Below are 23,750 nucleotides of genomic sequence, written 5' to 3'. Positions count from 1 at the left end.
GTTTCCGACGACTCCGTTTTAACCGGAACCGCTCTAGACACGCTGAAGGATGGGAGAACCCGAAGCATGTCTTTTCTGGGAAGTCGCATTCACCAGATAACCGCCTTCGCCTGCAGGGACAGCGAATGCGGCATAGCAAAGTCCCAATTTTAGAGGAGGAGCATTATGACTATCAGAAGAAGAACATTCCTTACAGGAACAGCTAGTCTCGTTGGCGCGACCGGTCTGTCGGGCCTCGGCATTCGTCCGTCTTTTGCAGCCGAACCGGAATATAAGCCGGAAGCTGGCGCCAGTCTGCGCGTGTTGCGCTGGACGCCTTTCGTGAAGGGCGATGAGGATAGCTGGCTCGCCAACACCAAGAAGTTCACCGAAGCCACCGGCGTCGAAGTCCGTATCGACAAGGAAAGCTGGGAAGATATTCGTCCAAAGGCTGCGGTTGCCGCCAATGTGGGCTCCGGCCCCGATATCGTGATGTGCTGGTTCGACGATGCCCACCAATATCCGGACAAGCTGGTCGATCTGACCGAGCTTGGCACCTATCTCGATGGAAAATATGGCGGCTTCTATGACGGCCTCAAGGGTTATGCGACCCGTGAGGGCAAATTCATCGCCATGCCGTTGACCGCCATCGGCAATGCGGTTGTCTATCGCGACAGCCATATGAAAGCGGCCGGTTTCAGCGAATTCCCGCAGGACACGAAAGGCTTCCTTGAGCTGTGCAAGGCCATGAAGGCCAAGGGAACGCCTGCCGGTTTCCCGCACGGCAAGGCTGTGGGCGACGGCAACAACTATGCGCATTGGCTGCTCTGGAGCCATGGCGCGCAGATGGTGGATGAAAGCGGCAAGGTGACGATCAACTCGCCGGAAACGATTGCCGCCATCAACTATGCCAAGGAGCTTTACAAGACCTTCATTCCGGGCACTGAAAGCTGGCTCGACATCAACAACAACCGTGCCTTCCTTGCCGGTCAGGTGTCGCTGACGGCCAATGGTGTTTCCATCTATTACGCGGCGAAGAACGATCCGAAGCTTGCCGAATTTGCCGCCGACATGCGCAGCACGAACTTCCCCATCGGTCCGGTTGGCAAAAGCGTCGAACTGCACCAGACCAGCTCGCTTTTGCTGTTCAAGCACACGAAATATCCGGAAGCAGCCAAGGCTTACATCAAGTTCATGATGGAAGCCGACCAGATGAACGCCTGGCTCGAAGGCTCCAGCGCCTATTGCTGCCAGCCACTCAAGGCGTTTGCGAATAATCCGGTCTGGACGGCAAATCCGATCCATGCGCCTTATGCCCGTGCGTCGGAAACCCTGCGTCCGAACGGCTATGCCGGTCCGCTCGGCTATGCTTCGGCAGCCGTCATGGCCGACTATGTTCTGGTCGACATGTTTGCCGCCGCGGTTACAGGCGCGTCCACGCCGGAAGAGGCTGTCGCAAGCGCTGAAAAACGCGCCAACCGATATTATCGCGTCTAGTCGCTAGTGGTCTTTTCGAATTTGACGTTTGAAACGGCATCTCATTCAGTCGGGATTCAAACGTCAAATTCAATCCACTAGGGCAGAGGCGCGAGGTCTGCCCTCGCGCTTCGTTTCTTTCTTGGTTCTGGAGATGTGTATCCATGACGATGACCAATTCTACCGGCACCGGATTATCCGGGGACCCCGGTGCGATAAAACGGCCTTTCATGTCTCGCCTGGCGAACAATCACAACATGCTGGGCTTTCTGTTCATGCTGCCCGCAGCGGTCTTTCTGATCTGCTTTCTGACCTATCCGCTCGGTCTCGGGGTCTGGCTGGGCTTTACCGACACCAAGATTGGTCGCGATGGCATTTTCATCGGCTTGGAAAATTATGAGTTCCTCTGGGATGACAGCGTCTTCTGGCTGTCGGTGTTCAATACGCTTCTCTACACGACCGTCGCTTCGGTGCTGAAGTTCGCTCTCGGCCTCTGGCTTGCGTTGCTGCTGAACGAGAACCTGCCGTGCAAATCGTTCTTCCGCGCCATCGTGCTCCTGCCGTGGGTCGTGCCGACCGTGCTTTCAGCGCTGGCATTCTGGTGGATTTATGATTCCCAGTTCTCGATCATTTCGTGGTCGCTGATCAAAATGGGCCTCATCGATCAACCCATCAACTTCCTCGGCGACCCCACCAATGCGCGGCTTTCCGTTATTGCGGCCAATGTCTGGCGCGGCATTCCCTTCGTGGCGATCTCGCTTCTCGCCGGTTTGCAGACCATTCCGGCCTCGCTTCAGGAAGCGGCCTCGCTTGACGGCGCTTCGAGCTGGCAGCGTTTCTGGCATGTGACATTGCCGATGCTGACACCGATCATTGCCGTTGTGATGACGTTCTCCGTGCTGTTCACCTTCACGGATTTCCAGCTGATCTACGTCCTGACCAAGGGCGGCCCGGTCAACGCAACCCATCTGATGGCGACCCTGTCTTTCCAGCGCGCCATTCCCGGCGGCCAATTGGGTGAGGGTGCTGCGATTGCGGTCGCGATGATCCCGTTCCTGCTTGCCGCCATCATGTTTTCTTTCTTCGGCTTGCAACGTCGCAAATGGCAGCAGGGCGGCAGCGACTGACAATGGAGATGACCATGAATTCCAAGGCACCTTCGAATGAAGCCGCTTTGAAGGACGATACGCAGGGCATGTCCTATCTCAATCGCCTGCCGCGGCGGGTAGTGACGATCTACATACCCATAGCGCTGTTCGTCTTCGTGCTGCTGTTTCCATTTTACTGGATGGCGATCACCTCCGTAAAACCGAACTCGCAGCTCACGGATTATGAGAATTTCAGTCCCTTCTGGGTTGTGGGGCCGACCCTGGCTCACATCAAATACCTGCTGTTCGAGACCTCTTATCCAGGCTGGCTGTGGAACACGATGCTGGTGGCGACGGCTTCCACATTCCTGTCGCTGATTGCTTCGGTTCTGGGGGCTTATGCGATTGAACGCATCCGGTTTACCGGCTCTCGCTCTGTTGGCCTGTTCATCTTTCTGGCCTATCTGGTGCCGCCTTCGATCCTGTTCATTCCGCTCGCGTTCATCGTTTTCAAGCTCGGCATCTATGATTCACGTCTGGCGCTGATCTTCACCTATCCCACCTTCCTCATTCCTTTCTGCACATGGCTGCTGATGGGATATTTCCGCTCCATTCCTTTCGAGCTGGAGGAAAGTGCGCTGGTAGATGGCGCCAATCGCTGGCAAATCCTGCTCAAGATCATCCTGCCGCTGGCCGTGCCGGGACTGATCTCGGCGGGTATTTTCGCCTTTACGCTTTCCTGGAACGAATTCATCTATGCGCTGACATTCATTCAGTCTTCGGAAAACAAGACCGTTCCGGTGGGCGTGCTGACCGAACTGGTGCGCGGCGATATTTTCGAGTGGGGCGCGCTGATGGCAGGGGCTTTGTTCGGCTCGCTGCCGGTGGTGATCCTGTATTCGTTCTTCGTTGACTACTACGTGTCGTCGATGACTGGCGCGGTGAAGGAATAGTGCCGGGGAAGAGCATAGCTGGCGCAAATATATGAAGTGAGCCTGTCAGGAAAGGAAGAGCAATGCCCACCAAGGCACAGTCAAAAGAGCACATCGGCTTCATCGGAATTGGTTTCATGGGCCACGGCATGGCCAAGAATATCGTCGAGAAGGGTTATCGCCTGACCTTCCTCGGGCGCAAGAAGCGCGAGCCAGCGGAGGATCTCAAGAAGCGCGGCGGCGTGGAAATGGCTACTGCTCAGGACGTCGCCGCCCAATCTTCGATCATCTTTCTGTGCGTGACGGATTCCCGGCAAGTGGAGGCCATCATCCGGGGACCCAATGGACTGAAAGCCGGTCTCAAGCCGGGATCGATTGTCGTTGACTGCTCGACCTCGGACCCGAACTCCACCGTGATGCTGGCGGCCGAGCTGGCCGAAATGGGCGTTGATTATGCCGATGCGCCGCTTGGCCGGACACCAAAGGAAGCCTGGGAAGGCACGCTGGATACGATGATCGGCGCCAGCGAAGCGACCTTTGCCCGGCTCAAGCCGGTGGTTGAGACATGGGCCGGACGCATCGTGCATATCGGCGAGACGGGCGATGGCCACCGGATGAAGTTGCTCAACAACTTTCTCTCCCTCGGCTATGCCGCTCTCTATGCTGAAGCTCTGGCACTGGCACAAAAGGTCGGCATCACGCCGCAGCGTTTCGACAGCGTTATCCGCGACGGCCGCATGGATTGCGGCTTCTACCAGACTTTCATGCGCTGGACGCTGGACGGCGACCGCGATGCGCACAAATTCACGATCGCCAATGCCGCCAAGGATATGCGTTACCTGGAATCGATGGCCGACTCTGTCGGGCTCGTCAATCCGGTTGGCAATGCGGCCAAGAACGCCTTTGCTGCGGCAATGGCCCAGGGCGGCGCAGAAGCATTCGTACCCATGCTGCCGATATTCATCGGCAAACAGAATGGCGTTGATCTGACCCCTTCCTCCCAGGGAGAGACCAACTGAAAAACCGGGTCGGCTTGCCGACCCTACCTCAAACAAAATTCGCGATACAACCGCTCTCAGTCCGACAAAACCAGCTCGGTGAGACGCGCGCCCAGTCTTCGGGCAGGGTCGGCCAAATCCAGGACTACGTTCATATGATTGCAGTCCGGCAATGACAACAATTCCGAGGCATGATCCTCAGCACAAAGCCGCACGTTGAAAGCTGCTGCCTGTTGATGAAAAGGTGACGTTTCCTGCTCCCCGAATGCAAGTATCCTTCGGGGACATGAAAGCTGTTGCGACAACAAGGGAGACCAGTCTGCCGCTTCTGATGATGTAACTTTGGCTTCGTTTCGTAGGAAGCTGTTCGGTATGTCTGAAAGATCATAGATACCACTCACCAGAAGGAGACCCTTTATGGCAGGCAGGGTTGGCGTCACCGTCTCTGCAGGGCCTCTTGCCGCCAGAAAAGAGGCGAGATGTGCGCCTGCCGAATGGCCGCTGACCGTCAATTTGTGCGGATCGGCGCCGAAATCGCCGGCATGATGCTGAAGCCAGAGGACTGAACGGCGCACCTGATCGACCAGCACATCGAGCCGCATGTCCGGCATCAGATCGTATTCGACGATTGCGGCAACTCCTCCGGCTTCCAGGACAGGAGTGGCCACGAAGCGGTAGTGTTCCTTCTCCCCGGAACGCCAATAGCCGCCGTGCACGAAGACGTGCAACGGCGCACCTGCCTGCAGGCCTTTCGGTAAAATGATGTCGAGAACCTCGCGGGCGCGTGAGCCATAGCGCATGTCCGCCAGTATGTCGGCTTTAGCTGAAAACGCCTGGCTACGGTTCACGAATTCGGCGGCTATGGCGTCGAAATCGGGCACGAAGTCGCGAATTCGGTAAAGGTCTGTCGATGTCATTTTCTCTTCCCCCAAGATCAGTAATCGACCGCGTAATATTTTGCTTCCATGAATTCAAGAATACCCGTTACGCCGCCTTCGCGGCCCAGACCGCTCTGCTTGACGCCGCCAAATGGTGCTGCCGGATCCGACATGAGTCCGCGATTGATGCCGAGCATACCAGTCTCCAGTCTCCTGCCGACCTGCAGGGCGTGTTTCAGGTCGCCGCTATAAATGTAGGCGGCGAGACCGTATTCCGTGTCATTCGCAAGACGGATAGCCTCATCATCACTTTCGAACTTATAGATGGGTGCAACCGGTCCGAAGATTTCCTCCCGGGCGATCGCTGCATCGCCTGGCATGTTCTCGAGAACGGTCGGAGGATAGAAATAGCCGTTTTCCGAGAGTGGTTTGCCGCCGGTCGTCGCTCGCGCACCCGCGGCGAGTGCATCGCAGACGAGCCGGTCTATCTTGCGGACAGCGTTCTGCGTGATCATCGGTCCACATTGCGTTTCGGGATCGTAACCGGGGCCGATCTTCAGCGCCGCCATCCGCGCGGTCAATCCCGTGACAAAGGCGTCGTGTATGCCAGACTGAACATAGAAACGGTTGGCGGCAGTACAGGCTTCCCCGGCATTGCGCATCTTGGCGACCATCGCCCCGTCGAGCGCCGCCTCAAGATCTGCGTCGTCGAAAACGATGAAGGGTGCATTTCCGCCGAGTTCCATCGAACAACTGACGATTGACTTGGCGGCTTCGCCCAAAAGGGTGCGACCAACGCCGGTGGAGCCGGTGAAGGAAAGTTTGCGTACGCGCGGATCGGCAAGCATGGCGTTCGTCACGTCACCCGGATTGGTCGTGGTCAGCACGTTGACAACGCCGGCTGGAACGCCTGCTTCCTCCCCGAGACGCGCCATGGCATAGGCGGTGAGTGGCGTCTCGGAAGCCGGTTTCAGGATCACCGTGCAGCCGGCAGCAAGAGCAGGTCCGATTTTGCGCGTTGCCATGGCGGCTGGGAAATTCCACGGCGTGATAAGAACCGCGATGCCGATCGGCTCGTGATCGACGAGAATGTTGTGGGAGCCCGATGGCGTGTGGCGATATTCGCCCGGAATGCGCGTGGCTTCTTCGGCGTACCAGCGGAAGAATTCGGCCGCATAGGCGACTTCTCCGCGTGCGTCGGGCAGGGCCTTGCCGTTTTCCAGTGCGATGAGCGTTGCAAGCTCCTCGGCGTGCTGTGTCATCAGTTGGAACCAGCGTTGCAGAATTTCCGCGCGCTGGCGAGCGGGAGTGGCGCGCCACCCGGCGGCGGCAGCATCGGCGGCATCGACGGCGCGGCAGGCGTCGCCGATAGAAGCATCGGCCACCTCCGCGAGTTGGTTACCGGTCGAGGGATCGATAACCGGTATGCCGGCGCCCTTGTGCCATGCCCCACCTATATAGAGGCCCTTGGAGTGGAGTGCGGGATCGGCGTAACCGGTAACTTTGGCATGAAACGTCATGTCTTCGTCCTTTTCAGATGAGGCTGGCGCGGTCGCCATCATGGGCCGCTGCTACGAGTTTACGCATCTCCTGAGCGTTCAGTGGGCGGGGATTGTTCTGGATAAGACGCGTAATGCCGGAGCTCTGCTCGGCTACCCAGTCAATTCGGTCTGAAGTCAGACCAAGATCGCACAATGTCGCGGGAATACCAATCCGCGCGAAAAGCGTGGCGAGGGCAGGGATGACATCTTGCGGACCAGCCAAACCGGCAGCGGCGGCAATCTGCGCCAGTTCCTGCCCGATAACCGGCTGGTTCCATGCCATCACATAGGGCATGAGACAGGCAACGCCGAGGCCATGCGCCGTATGAGTAAGCGCGCCGATGGGGTACTGGATAGCGTGGGCCGCAGCCGTACCGGCCACGCCGAAGGCCAGACCGGCAAGAGTTGCTCCGAGCATCACCTTTTCGCGGGCCGCCCGATCAGCACCGTCAGTGCAAGCTGCCTCAAGTCCCTGCCAGAGAAGACCTATGGCATTCAACGCGAAATGATCGGAAAGTGCATTCTTGCCGACAAAGACCCGTTGCTGTGCGATTCCGGGCAGAGGATCGCGCCGGATCGCGGTGAATGCCTCAATGGCGTGGGTCAGCGCATCCGCGCCAGCAATCGCTGTTAGTCCGGGGGGGCAGGAGAAAGTAAGCTCGGGATCGCAGATCGATACGTTCGGAATGAGATAAGGGCTGGAAATGCCAACCTTCAAGCTGCGTTCGGCGTCCGACAGCACGGCGACGGGTGTTACCTCCGAACCCGTGCCGGCTGTGGTGGGGATCGCGATCAGCGGCAGAACCGGTCCCGGTACGATATGCTCGCCGTAATAATCCTGCGGCCGGCCGCCATGCGCGAGAAGAAGCGCTAAGCATTTTGCCATGTCAAGGCAGGATCCACCGCCGATACCGATGATCAGGTCCGGCTGAAAATCCCGCGCATTTTCTGCGCTCGAAACAACCGACTCGACCGGAACGTCTGGCAGGGTCGAGCTATCCACCGTGACGACGATGTCAGATGCTTCCAACTGGCTGACCATGGCGCGCAGATCGGTATCTGCGGCGAGGCGCGCGTCGGTGACGATCAGCGCTCGTCGACCGAGCGGGGTTGCAACGCCCGCGAGCGCATGGCGCTGACCAGCCCCGAAGAGCAGTTCGCGCGGCGCCCGCAATGTGGCGAATAGGTTCATTTCTTGTCTCCTCCAGTCTTCAGAGGCCCTTAAGGGCGATAAGCTGTTCGAAAAGCGGTTGTGGCAGTGCGATTCCCTCCTTCACTGCTGCCGCGCGACGGGTGCGGGCACCATCGCCCGGTATGCTGACCGGCCGTGCGGCGGCGAGTGGGCGAGATAGCCGCAAGCTATCGAGATAAGCCGTCAACGCAGTGATGGTGCCTATGCCCGCTGCGGGGTCGACGAGAATGAGAAGGTCGCCCTTATTGGCCGGGTAACAATCGTCGAGTGTGCCATGCACGTCGGGTGAAAGCGCAGACCCGGCAAGGGTCGCGACTAGGAGCTCGATAGCCAGACCAAGCCCGTATCCCTTGGCATCGCCGAATGGCGCGATGGCTCCCGATTGCGCGGCCACCGGATTCTGCGTCGGATGGCCATTCGCATCCACCGCCCAGCCAGGCGGTATCGGCGCGCCGCGCAACGCGTAATTCCTGATCTTGCCCATGGAGACGACGCTTGTCGCAAGGTCCAGAACAAAGGGTTGGTCGCCAGCAGGAATGCCGATTGCGACCGGATTCGTGCCGAGCATGGCCTTGGTGCCGCCAAAAGGATGGACCAACGCCTCGCTCGTAGACATGGCGATCGCAACGAGCCCGTCGTGTGCGGCGGCCTGCACATAATAGGCGAGCATACCAATATGGTTGGCGTTGCGGACTGCCGCGATGGCGGCGCCCGTTTCCGGCAGGTTCTGTTTGAGCAGACGCATGGCGTTCATCAGCACGACCGGGCCGAGGCCGCGCTCGCCATTCACACTCAGAAACGCTTGGCGCAACCACGTCGCGGTTCCCTGGGCGTGCCCATCCGCGAGCCCTTTCTCCAGTCGCGAGAGCAAAAGGGGCAGCCGCTGTAGCCCATGTGAAGGCTGCCCGCGCAACTCAGCTTCCACCAGGAGATCGGCCTGAAGAACGGCAGCGTCCGGCGAAACATCCCGGCTTTCAAGGAGTGTCGTCGCCAGGCTGCGGAGTTGATCTGCCGCGATTTTCATTTTATATCCTATATAAGATCATATACGATATTGTATTTGACATATGGTATCGTATATGCAACAAACGGTTGCATGTCAATAAGCAGTCGGAGCATTTAAGTGGCATTCTCAGCGGAGCGAGAAGGTAGGGCAGCGGGCATTCGCCCGATCAGCGTCGTCGAAGGCGTCTATGATAACATCTATCACCGGCTAATGTCGCTGGACATCGCGCCTGGCGCACGTATTCCCATCGACATGCTGGCGCGCGATCTCGGTGTATCGCAAACGCCGATCCGTGAGGCGCTTAGCCGGCTTGAGCGCGAAGGTCTCGTTCGAAAGGAACATCTCGTTGGTTATAGCGCGGCGCCCCAGTGGACGCGCAAGCAGTTCGAGGACCTTTATGCCTTTCGCCTACTCCTGGAGCCGGAGGCTGCCCGATCTGCCGCAATCAACATGACGCCGGAGGCGCTGTCGGAGTTGGAGGCCTCCGCCGCCGACATGGGGCATGGCGAAGCACCGGTCGACCGCAACACCCGCTATTCCCGCTTTGCCCGCGCCGATGCACAGTTCCACGACGCCATTCTCAAGATAGCCGGTAATGAGATTATCCGCAGCACGCTGTCGAACCAGCATGTTCATCTGCATATCTTCCGGCTGATGTTTCATACGCGGGTCACGCAGGAAGCCCTGGAGGAGCATGAGAGCCTGCTTGCGGCGTTCCGCTCCGACGATCCGCAGGCAGCGTATGATGCCATGCGCGTTCACGTCGAGCGCTCGCGCGACCGTCTTTTGTCGGCTTTCGAATGAACGCGCTCGTTTCCGCCCAGATGACCGTGCCCTCGGCAAGCCCCGCCGCCGCTCTGTCTGCTGAAGGGCTTGGCAAGATCTATGGCCAGATTACCGTGCTGGCGGACGTTACACTCGACATTCGCCCTGGCGAGGTCCACGCGATCATCGGCGAGAACGGTGCCGGTAAGTCGACGCTTATGAAGCTCCTGTCCGGTTATGTGACTCCGAGCGCCGGTAGCCTCTCAATGGATGGAAAGCCGGTTTCCTTCCGCAATGCGGTGGAGGCGGAAAATGCTGGAATCGTGCTCGTCCATCAGGAAATCCTGTTGGCCGGCGACCTCACGGTCGCGGAAAACCTTTTTCTGGGCCGGGAAATTGGTCGCGGTTTGATGGTCAACGACCGGAGGATGAACGAGCGCGCCGCCGAATTGCTCGCAAAAGTGGGCTCGACGGCTCGCCCGCGTGACCATGTATGCGACCTGCCACTTGCGCAGCGCCAGCTCGTGCAGATCGCACGCGCGTTGCTCAACGAACGGAAGGTCGTCATCCTAGATGAGCCAACGGCAGTACTCGCGAACGACGAAGTGGCGGCATTACTCGATATCGTGCGTAGTCTGCGCTACCACAATGTTGCGGTGCTCTATATCTCGCACCGTCTCGATGAGGTTCAAGCGCTTGCCGATCGTATCACCGTGTTGCGCGACGGTCGGGTTATCGACACCTTGCCGGCGGCAGGCCTTGGGCAGCGCGAAATGGCAGAGCTGATGGTCGGTCGCGAACTGGACATGCTCTATCCGCATAAACGACCTGAGGCTACCGCTCCGCCTATCCTCACGGTCACGGACCTCACCGTCGACCACGACGCGGAAGCTGTCTCTTTTAATGTCCGCCCAGGCGAAGTTCTCGGTATCGGCGGCATGATCGGTGCCGGACGCACCGAGTTGGTCGAGGGGTTGATGGGCCTTCGCCCCTCCGAGGCAGCAAGTGTGCTGCTCAACGGCAAGGAAATCGCCAGCCGGTCGGTCCGCACACTGATGGATGCCGGACTCGTCTATTTAACCGAGGACCGAAAGAGCAAGGGTCTGATGCTGGAGGAGAAGCTCGGCCCCAATCTCACGCTCCAGGCGCTCGATGCCGTCAATCCGGGTTTTGTGCTCGACAAACGGGCAGAGTTTGACTGGCTTGAAAAAGCAGTGACGGATTATGACATCCGCGTGCGCTCGCTGCGTCTCGAGGCTGGCAAGCTTTCTGGCGGAAACCAGCAGAAACTTCTGCTTGCCAAGGTCATGCTGGCGGATCCGTTGGTGATCATCATCGATGAGCCGACGCGCGGCATCGACATTGGCAACAAGAGCCAGATCTACGATTTCATCGACATGATGGTGCGTGCCGGCAAGGCGTGCATCGTCATTTCGTCGGAGATGCCGGAACTGGTGGGGCTCGCCGATCGCGTCCTCGTGATGCGAGCCGGCAAGATTGTCGCCGAACTTCGCGGCGTAGAAATCAATGAGGAAAATATCGTCTACGCTGCCACGGTAGGCGGACGCGAAAACGTCGGGGAGGACGAACATGACAGCGACCGCAACAATCATACCCGTTGACGAAGGAAGCCGTATCCGCTGGGCAGACCTTGCGCCTTTCATCGCTCTTGCGGTGATCGTGCTGCTGGGAGCTCTGGTGAATTCCAATTTCGTTTCGTCGGCCAACCTGATTAACGTGATCACGCGGAGCGCCTTCATCGCGATTATCGCGGTCGGTGCCACTTTTGTTATCGCGTCCGGTGGCCTCGACCTTTCGGTCGGTTCCATGATGGCCTTTGTCACCGGCATCATGATCATGGCGATGAACTATCTCGCTCCAGCGTTCGGTATGTGGGCCATTCCCATGGGGGCAGGCATCGCCCTTGTCGTCGGTGCGCTGTGCGGCCTGTTTAACGGACTCATTGTGACGATCGGGAAAATAGAACCGTTCATCGTCACGCTCGGCACCATGGGTATCTTCCGTGCCTTTATTACTTTCATGACGGATGGTGGATCCCTGCCAATTGACCGGAGCCTGCGTGAAGCCTATCGCCCGGTCTATTTCGGTAGCTTGTTCGGTATTCCCTATCCGGTTCTGATTACCGTTGCCGTCGTGCTCGTCGGGGCATTCCTGCTCTACAAGACGAAATTCGGTCGACGCCTGACATCGGTCGGGTCGAGCGTAGAAGTCGCCCGCTTTTCCGGCGTGAATGTCGCTGGTGTACGCACTGGCGCTTACGTCATTCAGGGTATCTGCGTTGCTGTCGCAGCCATTTGCTACGTGCCGCGCCTTGGTGCAGCGACGCCCACGACCGGCCAGCTCTGGGAGCTGCAGGTTATTACCGCTGTCGTGATTGGCGGCACCCTTTTGCGCGGTGGGCGAGGGCGCATCGGCGGCACCGTGGCCGGGGCGCTCATTCTTGAAGTGATCGCCAACGTCATGGTTCTGTCGGACATGGTCTCGGAATACCTCGTTGCCGCCGTTCAAGGTGCCATCATCATCATTGCAATGCTCGCGCACCGCTTTACCGCCCATCGCTGAAAACAGCACAGACTTCAAAGGAGGAGAACATGAAGTCCGCTATACAGAAAGTCGGCTTGTTATGGACGATCACCGCATTGGGACTGGCCCTGCCATTTTGCAGCGCACAGGCCGAGGACAAGAAGGTGACGATCGCCGTCTCGATCCCTGCTGCGACACATGGATGGACGGGAGGGGTCGTCTACCATGCCGAACAGGCCGAAAAGGAAATCGAGGCCGCATTCCCCAACATTGATGTGGTTCTGTCCACCGCATCCTCAGCAACCGCGCAGGTTTCCGCGCTGGAGGACCTCTCGGCGAGCCGGAAACTCGACGCACTGGTTATTCTGCCTTTCACGTCTGAAGAACTGACGGCGCCGGTAGAGCAGATCAAGGAGAAGGGCACGTTCATTTCCGTCGTTGACCGTGGTCTTACGGACCCGGATGTCCAGGATCTCTATGTCGCCGGCGACAATATTGCGGTGGGAGCCAACACCGCGCATTGGCTCGTGGACAAGCTTGGCGGTGAGGGTGAGATCGTCGTTCTCCGGGGTATTCCCACCGTCATCGATGATGAACGCATCAAGGGCTTCTCGGATGTCATCGCCGAGTCCAACATTAAGATCCTCGACATCCAGTATGCCAATTGGAACCAGGATGAAGCCTTCAAGCTTATGCAAGACTACCTTGCGAAGTACCCGAAGATTGATGCTGTCTGGGCCAACGATGACGACATGCTGCTCGGTGTTCTGGAAGCAGTCGACAATGCGGGACGCAAAGACATCAAATATGCGCTGGGCGGCAATGGTATGAAGCAGGTTATCGAGATGGTGAAGGAGAAGAATGAACGCACACCGATCTCGACGCCCTATCCTCCGTCGATGATCAAGTCGGCAATTTACATGACGGCCGCGCAGTTCAACGGGCAGGCTCCCGTACGCGGCTCGTTCCTGCTTGGCGCGCCGCTGATCACGCCTGACAATGCCGACCAATTCTACTTCCCTGCCTCCCCATTCTAATTCGCAACGGTGCCCGGTTGGTCCAGGGCGCATTGACAACAGGAGATATGACATGAGTGGTAAGAAGATTCTCATGCTGACCGGCGAATTCACGGAGGAGTACGAGATTTTCGTGTTTCAGCAGGGGATGGAAGCGGTGGGCCATACGGTCCACGTCATCTGCCCGGACAAGAAGGCTGGAGACCGTATCAAGACGTCGTTGCACGATTTTGAAGGGGATCAAACCTATACGGAAAAACCCGGCCACTATGCCGACATCAATAAGACGTTTTCCGAAGTCCGCGTCGAGGACTACGACGCCGTTTATGCGGCTGGCGGACGCGGGCCGGAATACATCCGCACGGACAAGCGCATCCAGGATATGGTCCGCCATTTCCATGAAGCCGGCAAGCCAATCTTCACGATCTGCCATGGGGTTCAAATTCTAATGGCGGTGCCCGGTGTGCTGAAGGGTCGGAAGGTTGCCGGCCTTGGCGCTTGCGAGCCGGAGGTGGTGGCCGTTGGGGGAACATTCATCGATGTCAAACCAACAGAGGCATATGTCGATGGCAATATGGTATCAGCCAAGGGTTGGACTGGTCTTGCAGCGTTCATGCGTGAATGTCTCAATATACTTGGAACGAAGATTACACACAGCTAGGTGACCGTTTCATAAGAACGCAACCGGATGCGAATTGACGCGAGGTGGATGGAAGCGAGGAAATTGTCGTCGCGCTTGTCGTATCGGGTTGCTTCAGCCTGGAAGTATTTGAGTTTGTGATAGTGTCCCAGATCGCGGTGTGGCTGGCGGCTTTGGTCCGCTTAGTGTCTGTTCCAAAAGTCGCCATGCCGGCCTGCAAATGGCAATTTCCTGCGTTCCGGTGCTCATGTACCCAAAAGTACACTCCGCTCCGATACTCGAAAGTCATCATTTTCGCCACGGCCTGTCGTTTTTTGATTCAGACACTTAACTGTGGACGCCCTTATGTCGCCAGCCTGGCAAGGACATGGAATAACGAGCCGTTATCATTGGCAAATGGGTTTTTTCGGATCATATGGGTCACCTCAATGCCGGCAAGGGTGGCCGACACCGCATGAAACGCCTTGAAGCCCATCATTGGTTTTGTAGTCCGTTTTGATAAAGCGATGATCCTGCCCGTTCCGGTGAATTTCAGGATTGTGCTCATGCCTGTAAGCCAGCCAGATTGGCTCCGCTCTTGTCGATGACGACCTCCTGCGGAGCGCTGTTGGCTGCGTGGCCTTATTGAAAGACCAGTACGCGGCGGCTGGATTCCGGCGTTCGGACGGCATCAAATCAAGTGTTCGGCCATCGCGTTCGACCGCCCTGTACAAATACGTCCAATTGCCTCGAACCTTGAGATAGGTTTCGTCGACTGTGCACGTCAAAATCTCGTTACATCACCGTGCCGCCCAGTTGGCGCCGCGCTGGAATATCGTCTTCATTTCCGGCACCGCGAACTCCCTGGCCTGATGGCCGAGTGCCGAATAGAATACCCGGCCTTTGCCGTATTTACGCTTCCAGACGACCGGCATGACGACACCATCGATCCACCAGGCGTGATCGCCTGTAAAGCGCGTCGTCGCGAGCACCTCGTTGGAGGGGTCCACATGCATGTAATATTGCTCCGACGTGTAAGGAAAATCAGAAATGCCTTCCATCAGCGGATCGTCTGGGCGGGTGATGTTGACGGTGTAATCAATGACATTGCCGGGATGAGCGACCCATTGCCCGCCGATCATAAACTGATACTCGACACATTCGCGGAAACTGTCGCCCGCACCGCCGTGAAAACCAGCAATGCCCACGCCATTTTCTACGGCAGCGGTGAGGTTTTTGATCTCTTCTTTCTCGATCTTCGACATGGTAACGATGGGAACCACAAGGCTGAGGTCGTGGACCGAAGGGTCGGCAAAGGCTTCGGTGCTATGCTCGACATAGACCTTGAAACCGTCTTCTTCCAGCATGTCCTTTATAATGGTAGCGCATTCCTGCGGTTCGTGGCCGCTCCAGCCGCCCCAGACGATGAGTGCTTCACGCATTTATTTCCTCCTCAGGACTATTTGCCCAACTGGTTGTCGACCAGCGATGTTGCGAGGGGAGCCGGACGCTCGACCTCGGTCGTGATGGAAATGGTGGTGCCGGTATCAGAGGACCTTTGGAACGCCTCCATTACCTCCAATACATGCAACGCGAGATTACCATTGGCCCGATGCGGACGGTTTTCGCGAATGGCGTGGGCCATGTCTGCAACGCCGATGGATCGGTAATTGCCATCCGCATAGGGGGAAGAGAAAGGCTGCGGTTCAAACTGACCGCCCTTTTTCAGAAGCTCGACTTCCCCGCCGAAATGGTTGGGATCGGGAACGATCAACGTGCCTTCCGTGCCGTAAATTTCGAGCGGGACATGTTTGTGCCCCGCCACATCGAAACTCATGCCAACCTGCACTACGCCGCCGTTTCGAAACGCCAGAACCCCGAAGACATGGGTTGCGACATATACCGGTATTTTCTCGCCATTTTTCGGCTCGCTGGTAATCAGGCGCTCCTGACGCGGCGTGATTGCAAAACCAGCGACCTTTGCTACAGGCCCGAGCATATTGACGAGGTTGGTAATGTAATAGGGGCCCATGTCGAGCATCGGTCCGCCGCCGACCTCGTAATAAAAGGCGGGGTTGGGATGCCATCGCTCATGGCCCGGACACATGAAGGTCGCCGTGCCGCCGACTGGCTGGCCGAGGACGCCTTCATCAATCAGTCGCCGCGCGGTCTGGTGTCCGCCGCCCAGGAAGGTGTCGGGGGCTGACCCGATGCGCAGGCCCTTTGCCTCTGCCGCATCCGAAAGTCGCTTGCCCTCGGCGAAATTTATGCCGAGCGGCTTTTCGGAATAAGTGTGCTTTCCCGCCTCAAGCGCGCGCAGGCCGACTTCCACATGCGCCTTGGGAATCGTCAGATTAACGATGATTTCCACTGACGGATCGGAGAGAAGCGCGTCGACGGTTTTCGCCTCAAGGCCGAATTCATCCGCCCGTGCCTTCGCCGCCTCCTCGTTCATATCCGCCAATCCGCGAATATCGAGAATGGGAAACGATGCCATGGCCTTGAGATAGGCGCTGGAAATATTGCCGCAACCGATGATGCCTATACCGACCCTGTTCATGTGTTTCCTCCCGTAAATCAGAAATGTCGAAGCCCGTCTTCGCCCGTGCGGCTAGTGGTCTGATTCCGACATTTGCATCCCTCTGATACAGGCGTCGAGCAAATGTCGGAATCGAAAAGACCACTAGTAAGTTTATGTATCTAGTGGATTTTTCGAATTTGACGTTTGAAACAGCATCTCATTCAGTCGGGATCCAAACGTCAAATTCAATCCACTAGAGCGCCGGCCCTGTGGTGTTCCATGGCGATTCGTAAAGCTCGTAAAGCGCGACGGCCGCCGCTCCTTGTGCCCATAGTTCATCGCTCGCAATGTCAAAAACCAGTTCCGGGACGCCGGCCAGCGAAGGCGGCACGGCAACGTTATAACTGTCACGAATGCTGGCAATGAAAGGTTCGCCAAGTTCGAGGCTGGAGCCGGTGATGATGACCCGCGGCGGCGCAAACAGCGTGACTATATTGGCAAGCGCCAAGCCGAGCGCAGCGCCGGCGCGCAGGGCTGCTGCTATCAAATCGTTGTCCCCCGCCGCAATCAAAGCATGGGCATGCTGCATGCCGCGACCAAGCTGGACCGCTTCGGCAAAGCGCCCATCCGCCGGACGCGCACCCAGGATGGCGTTTTCGCCAGCCTGGCTTGCCAGTCGTACCGTACCCTCATTGGCGAGGCTGATGACGAGATCGCCGAGATTGTGACTGAGCCCTCCCGCGCCGCGGAAGAGCTGATTTTGGTGCAGTACGCCGAGGCCGAGCGTCTGTTCCAGTGAGATCAGAACCATGTCTTCCAGATCGCGTGCATGGCCGAACCAGTGATGGGCAAGCGTGATGGCGTGGGCATCGCTTTCGATTATAGTCGGTGAATTCAGCCGCGCCGTCATTTCCGTAGCGAAATTGACGTTGACCTCCTGAAGAATCGGGCTGCTCCGAATCCTGCCGATGCGATGTTCGATGACACCGGGCAGGCCGAGGCAGACCATGTCCACGTCTTCCAGCGACAGTCCGGCATCGACGACGCAGCGGCGCACCCCGTCCTCCACCAGATCGGCAATGACGCCGATCGGCTGGCGGTCGACACGGATCGGCAGGGAAAGCACTGAGAGCACATTGCCGCAAAAATCGGTGACGACGAATACCATGCGGTTCGCGGCGATCTTTGCGCCCACGACGCGCGCGGCGTCAGGGTTCAGTTGCAGCATCACACGCGGCCTGCCGCGCGCGCCTTCGGTGCGGATATCGCCAATATGGCGGGTCAGGATCAACCCGTCATCCAGCAGTGACGCCGTGATGGCCGAAACGGTAGTCGTGGAAAGCTGGGTTCGTTCGCTGATCTCGATCCGGGATATTGGTCCGTGCCGGCGAATGTTGTCGAGCACGCTGAGCCTGTTGATCGCGCGCATCAATTCGGGGTCTGCGGTTTTCATGGTGTCCTGCTGCGATCAATGCCTTTCGGTCCGATTTATATCGGGATGCGGATTAAATAACGGTGCCGGATAGGGGTATGTCAAGCGCCTGACGCAAAAAATCGGCAATCTGCCTTGACAACGGGCGGTGGCTGCTATGAATTAATCCGCATCGGGGAATAAATGAGGATATCCCCAGGGAGGATCACCATCATGACGATTTGGCACGCAGGCGCAAGCCTGAGCGGCAGGGTGGCAAGCTTTGCCGCAGCGACAAGTATTGCTCTCATGCTCGGCGGGGCAGGCGCATCGGCCGCAACGGTCGTAAAATGGATGCATGTGGAATTGGACCCTAAAGCCGTCGCTGTCTGGGAGGAGATCGCCAAGGATTACGAGAGCAAACATCCCGGCGTGGACGTGCAGCTACAGTTCCTGGAAAACGAAGCCTTCAAGGCGAAATTGCCGACCCTGCTGCAATCCAATGACGTGCCGGATTTCTTTTATAGCTGGGGCGGCGGCGTTCTTGAGGAGCAGTCCAGGACCGGAGCGTTGAAGGACCTGACCGAGATATTTGACGCGGATGGCGGCAAGCTTCGGAAGGCTTATAATGCCGCAGCAATCGACGGCCTGTCCTTTGAGGGTGAGGTGTGGGCTGTGCCTTATAAGGTCAGTCTCGTTAGCTTCTTTTATAACAAGGAGCTTTTTTCCAGGGCTGGCGTGAAGGCGGAAGACATCAAGACCTGGGATGATCTTGGCGGCGCGGTCAAGAAGATCAAGGAAGCGGGCATCGTACCGATCGCCGGTGGGGGCGGTGAAAAATGGCCGATCCATTTCTACTGGAGCTATCTCGTCATGCGCAATGGCGGGCAGGCCGTGTTCGATGCCGCCCGCAAGGGTGAGGGTGAGGGTTTTATGGATCCGGCTATCATCAAGGCGGGTGAGCAACTGGCTGAGTTCGGCAAACTCGACCCCTTCCAGCCCGGTTATCTCGGCTCCACATGGCCTCAAGCGCTCGGCGTCTTCGGAGACGGCAAGGCGGCGATGATCCTCGGTTTCGACAATACTGAAGCCAACCAGCGCAAGAATGCCGGCGATGGCAAGGGGCTTGCTGCAGACAATATTGGCCGTTTCGCTTTTCCCGTCGTTGAGGGAGGCGCGGGAAAAGCCACCGATACGCTGGGCGGCCTGAACGGCTGGGCGGTCACGAAAAACGCTTCCAGGGAAGCGATCGATTTTGCCATCTTCCTAACCAGCAAGGAAAGCGAGGAAAAGATGGCGGCTGCGGGCATGATCCTACCGGTCGCCGCGGGTGCCGATGGTGCGGTCAAGAACCCGCTTTTGGCGGATTCCGCTAAGCAACTTGCCAACTCCACCTGGCATCAGAACTTCTTCGACCAGACGCTGGGCGCTGCCGTCGGCCGTGTCGTCAACGACGTCTCCGTCGAGATTGTCTCAGGCCAGATGAGCGCGGAAGAGGGCGCCAAACAGATTCAAGAAGCTTTCGAACTGCGCTGACTTTGGATTGCGATGCGGCGTCGCGTTTCAGTGCGACGTCGCAAGAATATCAGTACAAAGGAAAGCGGATAGAGATGACGGATTTTTCCATGACTTCTGCATCCATGCCCGCGCGTGCCGCCGCGAAGGTGAAGCGCAAGCAAAGTTCGGTCGCGCATGACCGTATTTTAACCCTTCTGGTCTTCCTGCCGCCGGCGCTGCTGCTCTTTACCCTGTTCGTCATCCTGCCCATGGGTGAGGCTGCATGGTACAGTTTTTACCGCTGGAACGGTTATGGCACGCCGACGGATTTTGTAGGCTTGAGAAATTTCCAGGTTCTGTTCGGCAATGCCGCCTTTTCACAGGCCCTGATCAATAACGGTCTCATCATACTGATCTCGGTGCTGATCCAGATCCCGCTGGCAATCTGGCTTGCCATGATGCTGGCGCACCGCATTCCAGGAGTCGTCGCCTTCCGGCTGGTCTTCTTTTTGCCCTATGTGCTCGCGGATGTCGCAGCCGGTCTGATCTGGCGCTTCGTCTATGACGGGGATTACGGTTTATTCGCCGCCATTTCCAACTTCCTCGGTTTTGCCAATCCTTATGTGCTCGCCGACAGGGATGTCGCGATCTATGCCGTGCTCGGCGTTATCGTCTGGAAATATTTTGGTTTCCATATGATGCTGTTCATCGCCGGGCTTCAGTCCGTCGACAAGAACGTGCTGGAAGCGGCCGAAATCGACGGTGCCACTGGCTGGCAAAAATTTCGTCACGTCACCTTGCCGATGCTCGGTTCAACGGTGCGTCTGTCCGTCTTCTTCGCGGTCATCGGTTCGCTGCAACTCTTCGACATGATCATGCCGCTTACCGGTGGTGGTCCGTCCAATTCCACACAGACCATGGTCACCTTCCTCTATACCTACGGCGTCATGCGCATGCAGGTCGGGCTTGGCAGTGCGGTCGGCGTCGTTCTCTTTATCATCTGCGTAACGCTTGCCTTCGGTTACAAAAGGATTTTCATGCGCCATGACTGAACTGTCCAATTCCGTCCGCATGCCGCTGCAAACCAAGCTGTACCTTTATATTTCCCTAAGCCTTATCGCGGCCATCGTGCTCATCCCGTTGCTCACCACCGCACTTGGCGGTTTCAAGACGCTGGGAGACCTGCGCGTCAATCCGTTTGGCATTCCAGCCGAATGGCAATGGGCCAATTATGGTGACATCCTCTTCGGCCAACGTTACTGGCTGCAGATCTTCAATTCGCTTGTCATCGCTCTCCTGACGGTGTTCCTGACGCTGATCGTTTCGGCAATGGCTGCTTTCACCTTCGCGCATGTGAAATTCTTCGGTTCGTCCTTCCTGCTCAATTATTTCCTGCTTGGCCTTATGTTCCCGGCGGCCACCGCCATCCTGCCGCTGTTTATTCGCATTCGCGATCTAGGTTTGCTCGACACCTATTGGGGTGTGGTGCTTCCGCAGGTGGCTTTTGGGCTAGGCATGAGCATTCTTCTGTTCCGCAACTATTTCCGCAATCTGCCAGAAGAACTGTTTCAGGCGGCCTTTGTGGATGGTTGCGGTTATCTGCGCTTCTTCTGGCACATCTCCATGCCGCTCTCACGGCCTATCATTGCCACTGTCGGCATCGTTTCCTTCGTTGGAAGCTGGAACAGCTATATCCTGCCGCTCATCATGCTGAATTCGGAATCGAAATATCCCTGGCCGCTTGGCATCATGGTTTATCGCGGTGAATTCGGCACGGAATGGCAGCTCGTTCTCGCCTTCATCACGCTGACGATCCTACCGACCGTCATCGTCTTCTTCTTGGCACAGAAACACATTATCGCGGGCTTGACGGCCGGTGCCGTCAAATCGTGAGGTGAAAGGAGCAGATTATGGCCTCCGTAGAACTTAGAGATATCCGCAAGTCTTATACTGCGCTCAATGTCATTCACGGCATTTCGCTCGATATAAGGGATGGCGAATTCATCGCATTGGTTGGGCCTTCGGGCTGCGGCAAGTCAACGCTGCTGCGCATGATCGCCGGGCTGGAGGAAATCACCGGTGGTGATATTCTCATCGGCGACCAAGTGGTCAACAGCATGACCCCGCGCGAACGCAACATCGCCATGGTGTTCCAGTCCTATGCGCTTTATCCGCATATGACGGTGGCCGAGAATATGGGCTTCAACCTGAAGCTCGCTGGCCAGCCGAAAAAAGTCATCGAAGAGCGTGTAGCGGAAGCCGCCCGCATGCTCGATCTCGGCAAGCTTCTGGATCGCAAGCCTTCGCAGCTTTCCGGTGGCCAGCGCCAGCGCGTCGCCATGGGCCGCGCCGTTGTGCGCAACCCGGCTGTTTTTCTATTCGACGAGCCACTGTCCAATCTGGACGCCAAGTTGCGTGTGCAGATGCGCGGCGAGATCAAGGCACTGCACCAGAAGGTTGGCACGACGTCCATCTATGTCACCCACGACCAGATTGAGGCAATGACGCTGGCCGACAGGGTGGTCGTGCTCAATCAGGGCCGCATCGAACAGCAGGGTACGCCGCTCGAGCTTTATAAGACCCCGGCCAATCTCTTCGTTGCCACTTTCATCGGCTCACCCGCCATGAATCTCATCGAAGGCGTGGTCGATGGCGAGGGTGATCAGCCCGCCGCCCGGCTGAAGGACGGAACCACGATCCGTATCCGGGCCGACAGAAAGGTCAAACGCGGCCAACAGGTAACCATCGGTCTGCGGCCGGAACATATCGGCTCCACTACCGGTGGCGACATCTCGCTTTCTGGCAGGACGCTGCTTGTGGAACCAACAGGCGCGCATACGCATGTGGTTTTTGAACTGGCCGGCGATCCGGTAACCGCGGTGGTAGATGGAGAACAGCCGGTGAAGGTCGATAAGCCTTTTGCCGCCAGCGTCCATCATGAGCGGGTGCACGTCTTCGACAGGGCCAGCGGACTAGCATTGTAAGGCAGCGTGTGCTCCCATCAATAGAATGGCCGATCAAGGAGCCCGCGCAAATGGCGATCTCCATGGCGGGATATATGGTCGTCATATCGACCTGGTCAGATCGATAGCGGCGCGTTGTGAACCTTGCCCAGCTGTCGATCCATTCGTTCAGGCCCACGGAGTGGCTTCAGGTCGTGGCAACTGTTTGACATTTCGATGATAATGGCTACTATATCAAAAATTTTGATGTTAATACGATTGTATTTCGAGGTTGGGAGGCTGGATGCCTGGCAATTTTCTGTTGGTCGATCCGACGAAGGATGGAGCAGTCCTTCGCGGGTTGGCATCACAGGCGCGGATCGACATTTTGAGCCTCTTGATCCGCAACGGCCCAACCAACGTCAACGTGATCTCTGAAACGCTGGACCTGCCGCAGTCTTCGGTGTCTTCCAATATCAAGATTCTCGAAGAAACCGGCCTCATTCTGACTGAAACCCGCAAGGCCCGCAAAGGCATGCAGAAGATTTGCCGCGCCGCCTATGACGAGGTCATCATCACCTTCAAGAACGAGATCGGGACGGACCGCGACGACTATATCGAGGTCGCCATGCCGCTTGGGCTTTATTCCCATTGCGAGGCTACGGCACCGTGCGGAATCTGTTCGACGGAAGGCGTGATCGGGCTTCTCGACGTGCCGTCGTCATTCCTTGAGCCGGACCGCATGAAGACCGCTCTCCTGTGGTTTACAAGCGGATTTGTCGAGTATCAGTTTCCTAATAATATCAATCTAGTAGGGAAAAATTGCGAGGCGCTCGAAGTTTCGTTCGAGGTTAGTTCGGAAGTGCCGGGAACCAGCCCCGACTGGCCGTCTGACATTTCCGTCTCGATCAACGGTGTCGAACTTGGTGACTGGACCTCGCCCGGAGATTTCGGTGACAAGCGTGGCCTGTTTACGCCGAGTTGGTGGAAGCTCGCGGGCTCCCAATACGGCATGCTCAAAACCTGGCGCGTCAACGGCAAGGGTACCTATGTCGATGGCGTGAAAATCTCCAGCGTCACCCTTGCCGACCTGCAGCTCGAGGCCCACCGCTCCATTCGGCTGCGTATCGAGGTCAAACCCGACGCCCGTCATCCCGGCGGTATCAACATCTTCGGTCGGGGCTTCGGCAACTATGATCAGGACATCGTGCTCCGCCTGCATAACGAAGCCTGATATCGCCCCTGCTTCCTCCTTGCCTGATGGCGACCCGCTTGACGCGCGGATCGAAATTTGAGATGTATATCGAAAATACAGATCAATATCAAAAATCAAAATCTAATGGGA

General features: G+C 57.5%; 21 protein-coding genes and 1 pseudogene. 14 read left to right on the top strand and 8 right to left on the bottom strand.

Annotation, left to right across the window (positions count from 1 at the left end; translation table 11 throughout):
• Window positions 1-165 precede the first annotated feature (165 nt).
• The 4 genes from FHS76_RS05515 (at window position 166) to FHS76_RS05500 (ending at window position 4,494) form a co-directional block, all read left to right on the top strand.
• Complete coding sequence (locus FHS76_RS05515; protein WP_183649210.1) at window positions 166-1,476, top strand: ABC transporter substrate-binding protein; 1,311 nt, start codon at window positions 166-168, stop codon at window positions 1,474-1,476.
• Window positions 1,477-1,619: 143 nt separating this feature from the next.
• Window positions 1,620-2,582: a carbohydrate ABC transporter permease gene (locus FHS76_RS05510; protein WP_374828568.1), complete on the top strand. Its 963-nt coding sequence runs from the start codon at window positions 1,620-1,622 to the stop codon at window positions 2,580-2,582.
• Between the two features lie 8 nt (window positions 2,583-2,590).
• A complete protein-coding gene (locus FHS76_RS05505; protein ID WP_183649207.1) occupies window positions 2,591-3,496 on the top strand; it encodes a carbohydrate ABC transporter permease in 906 nt (301 codons plus the stop codon).
• Between the two features lie 62 nt (window positions 3,497-3,558).
• Window positions 3,559-4,494, top strand: coding sequence for an NAD(P)-dependent oxidoreductase (locus tag FHS76_RS05500; RefSeq protein WP_183649204.1), 936 nt, complete (start codon window positions 3,559-3,561; stop codon window positions 4,492-4,494).
• A 56-nt stretch (window positions 4,495-4,550) separates the two neighbouring features.
• Here the strand turns inward: FHS76_RS05500 and FHS76_RS05495 are convergent, their stop codons facing one another.
• The 4 genes from FHS76_RS05495 to FHS76_RS05480 are packed head-to-tail and all read right to left on the bottom strand — an operon-like array spanning window position 4,551 to window position 9,108.
• Window positions 4,551-5,390, bottom strand: a complete 840-nt coding sequence (locus tag FHS76_RS05495; RefSeq protein ID WP_183649201.1) for an alpha/beta hydrolase — start codon at window positions 5,388-5,390, stop codon at window positions 4,551-4,553.
• Between the two features lie 17 nt (window positions 5,391-5,407).
• Window positions 5,408-6,871 carry an NAD-dependent succinate-semialdehyde dehydrogenase gene (locus tag FHS76_RS05490; RefSeq protein WP_183649198.1) on the bottom strand — a complete coding sequence of 488 codons (1,464 nt, stop codon included), beginning with the start codon at window positions 6,869-6,871 and terminating at the stop codon, window positions 5,408-5,410.
• Window positions 6,872-6,884: 13 nt separating this feature from the next.
• Window positions 6,885-8,084: an iron-containing alcohol dehydrogenase gene (locus FHS76_RS05485; RefSeq protein ID WP_183649195.1), complete on the bottom strand. Its 1,200-nt coding sequence runs from the start codon at window positions 8,082-8,084 to the stop codon at window positions 6,885-6,887.
• A 19-nt stretch (window positions 8,085-8,103) separates the two neighbouring features.
• Window positions 8,104-9,108 (bottom strand): Ldh family oxidoreductase, encoded by a 1,005-nt coding sequence (locus FHS76_RS05480; RefSeq protein WP_183649193.1) that lies wholly within the window; start codon window positions 9,106-9,108, stop codon window positions 8,104-8,106.
• Window positions 9,109-9,207: 99 nt separating this feature from the next.
• On the opposite strand from FHS76_RS05480, the gene FHS76_RS05475 reads away from it, so the two are divergent.
• The 5 genes from FHS76_RS05475 to FHS76_RS05455 are packed head-to-tail and all read left to right on the top strand — an operon-like array spanning window position 9,208 to window position 14,076.
• Entirely contained in the window at window positions 9,208-9,894 is a 687-nt protein-coding gene (locus FHS76_RS05475; protein ID WP_183649190.1) for a GntR family transcriptional regulator, read from the top strand.
• Window positions 9,891-11,477 (top strand): sugar ABC transporter ATP-binding protein, encoded by a 1,587-nt coding sequence (locus tag FHS76_RS05470; RefSeq protein WP_183649187.1) that lies wholly within the window; start codon window positions 9,891-9,893, stop codon window positions 11,475-11,477. The genes FHS76_RS05475 and FHS76_RS05470 overlap by 4 nt, the downstream gene beginning before the upstream one ends.
• Window positions 11,446-12,438 carry an ABC transporter permease gene (locus tag FHS76_RS05465; RefSeq protein ID WP_183649184.1) on the top strand — a complete coding sequence of 331 codons (993 nt, stop codon included), beginning with the start codon at window positions 11,446-11,448 and terminating at the stop codon, window positions 12,436-12,438. The genes FHS76_RS05470 and FHS76_RS05465 overlap by 32 nt, the downstream gene beginning before the upstream one ends.
• A 29-nt stretch (window positions 12,439-12,467) precedes the next feature.
• The gene (locus tag FHS76_RS05460; RefSeq protein ID WP_183649181.1) at window positions 12,468-13,436 is read left to right on the top strand and encodes a substrate-binding domain-containing protein; all 969 of its coding nucleotides are present in this window, start codon (window positions 12,468-12,470) and stop codon (window positions 13,434-13,436) included.
• Window positions 13,437-13,488: 52 nt separating this feature from the next.
• Entirely contained in the window at window positions 13,489-14,076 is a 588-nt protein-coding gene (locus tag FHS76_RS05455; protein ID WP_183649178.1) for a DJ-1/PfpI family protein, read from the top strand.
• Between the two features lie 322 nt (window positions 14,077-14,398).
• On the opposite strand, the pseudogene FHS76_RS05450 reads toward FHS76_RS05455, so the two are convergent.
• From FHS76_RS05450 to FHS76_RS05435, 4 genes and pseudogenes are all read right to left on the bottom strand, one after another.
• Window positions 14,399-14,810 (bottom strand): annotated as a pseudogene (locus tag FHS76_RS05450) (DDE-type integrase/transposase/recombinase); the annotation flags it as partial.
• 24 nt (window positions 14,811-14,834) lie between these two features.
• Window positions 14,835-15,476 carry a ThuA domain-containing protein gene (locus FHS76_RS05445; protein ID WP_183649173.1) on the bottom strand — a complete coding sequence of 214 codons (642 nt, stop codon included), beginning with the start codon at window positions 15,474-15,476 and terminating at the stop codon, window positions 14,835-14,837.
• A gap of 17 nt (window positions 15,477-15,493) precedes the next feature.
• Window positions 15,494-16,594: a Gfo/Idh/MocA family protein gene (locus tag FHS76_RS05440; RefSeq protein ID WP_183649170.1), complete on the bottom strand. Its 1,101-nt coding sequence runs from the start codon at window positions 16,592-16,594 to the stop codon at window positions 15,494-15,496.
• Window positions 16,595-16,808: 214 nt separating this feature from the next.
• Window positions 16,809-18,008 (bottom strand): ROK family transcriptional regulator, encoded by a 1,200-nt coding sequence (locus FHS76_RS05435; RefSeq protein ID WP_183649167.1) that lies wholly within the window; start codon window positions 18,006-18,008, stop codon window positions 16,809-16,811.
• Window positions 18,009-18,200: 192 nt separating this feature from the next.
• Between FHS76_RS05435 and FHS76_RS05430 the strand changes: the two genes are divergently transcribed.
• The 5 genes from FHS76_RS05430 (at window position 18,201) to FHS76_RS05410 (ending at window position 23,639) form a co-directional block, all read left to right on the top strand.
• Complete coding sequence (locus tag FHS76_RS05430) at window positions 18,201-19,502, top strand: ABC transporter substrate-binding protein (protein ID WP_183649164.1); 1,302 nt, start codon at window positions 18,201-18,203, stop codon at window positions 19,500-19,502.
• A gap of 74 nt (window positions 19,503-19,576) precedes the next feature.
• Window positions 19,577-20,515, top strand: a complete 939-nt coding sequence (locus FHS76_RS05425; protein WP_183649161.1) for a carbohydrate ABC transporter permease — start codon at window positions 19,577-19,579, stop codon at window positions 20,513-20,515.
• Window positions 20,508-21,356 (top strand): carbohydrate ABC transporter permease, encoded by an 849-nt coding sequence (locus FHS76_RS05420; RefSeq protein WP_183649158.1) that lies wholly within the window; start codon window positions 20,508-20,510, stop codon window positions 21,354-21,356. The genes FHS76_RS05425 and FHS76_RS05420 overlap by 8 nt, the downstream gene beginning before the upstream one ends.
• Before the next feature lie 17 nt (window positions 21,357-21,373).
• Entirely contained in the window at window positions 21,374-22,447 is a 1,074-nt protein-coding gene (locus FHS76_RS05415) for an ABC transporter ATP-binding protein (RefSeq protein WP_183649155.1), read from the top strand.
• Window positions 22,448-22,709: 262 nt separating this feature from the next.
• A complete protein-coding gene (locus FHS76_RS05410) occupies window positions 22,710-23,639 on the top strand; it encodes an ArsR/SmtB family transcription factor (RefSeq protein WP_183649152.1) in 930 nt (309 codons plus the stop codon).
• The last annotated feature ends 111 nt before the right edge of the window (window positions 23,640-23,750 follow it).

The organism is Brucella daejeonensis (genome assembly GCF_014199265.1).
In the GTDB taxonomy this organism is placed as follows: Bacteria; Pseudomonadota; Alphaproteobacteria; order Rhizobiales; family Rhizobiaceae; genus Brucella; species Brucella daejeonensis.
This window is presented reverse-complemented; position numbering and strand designations above follow the sequence as displayed.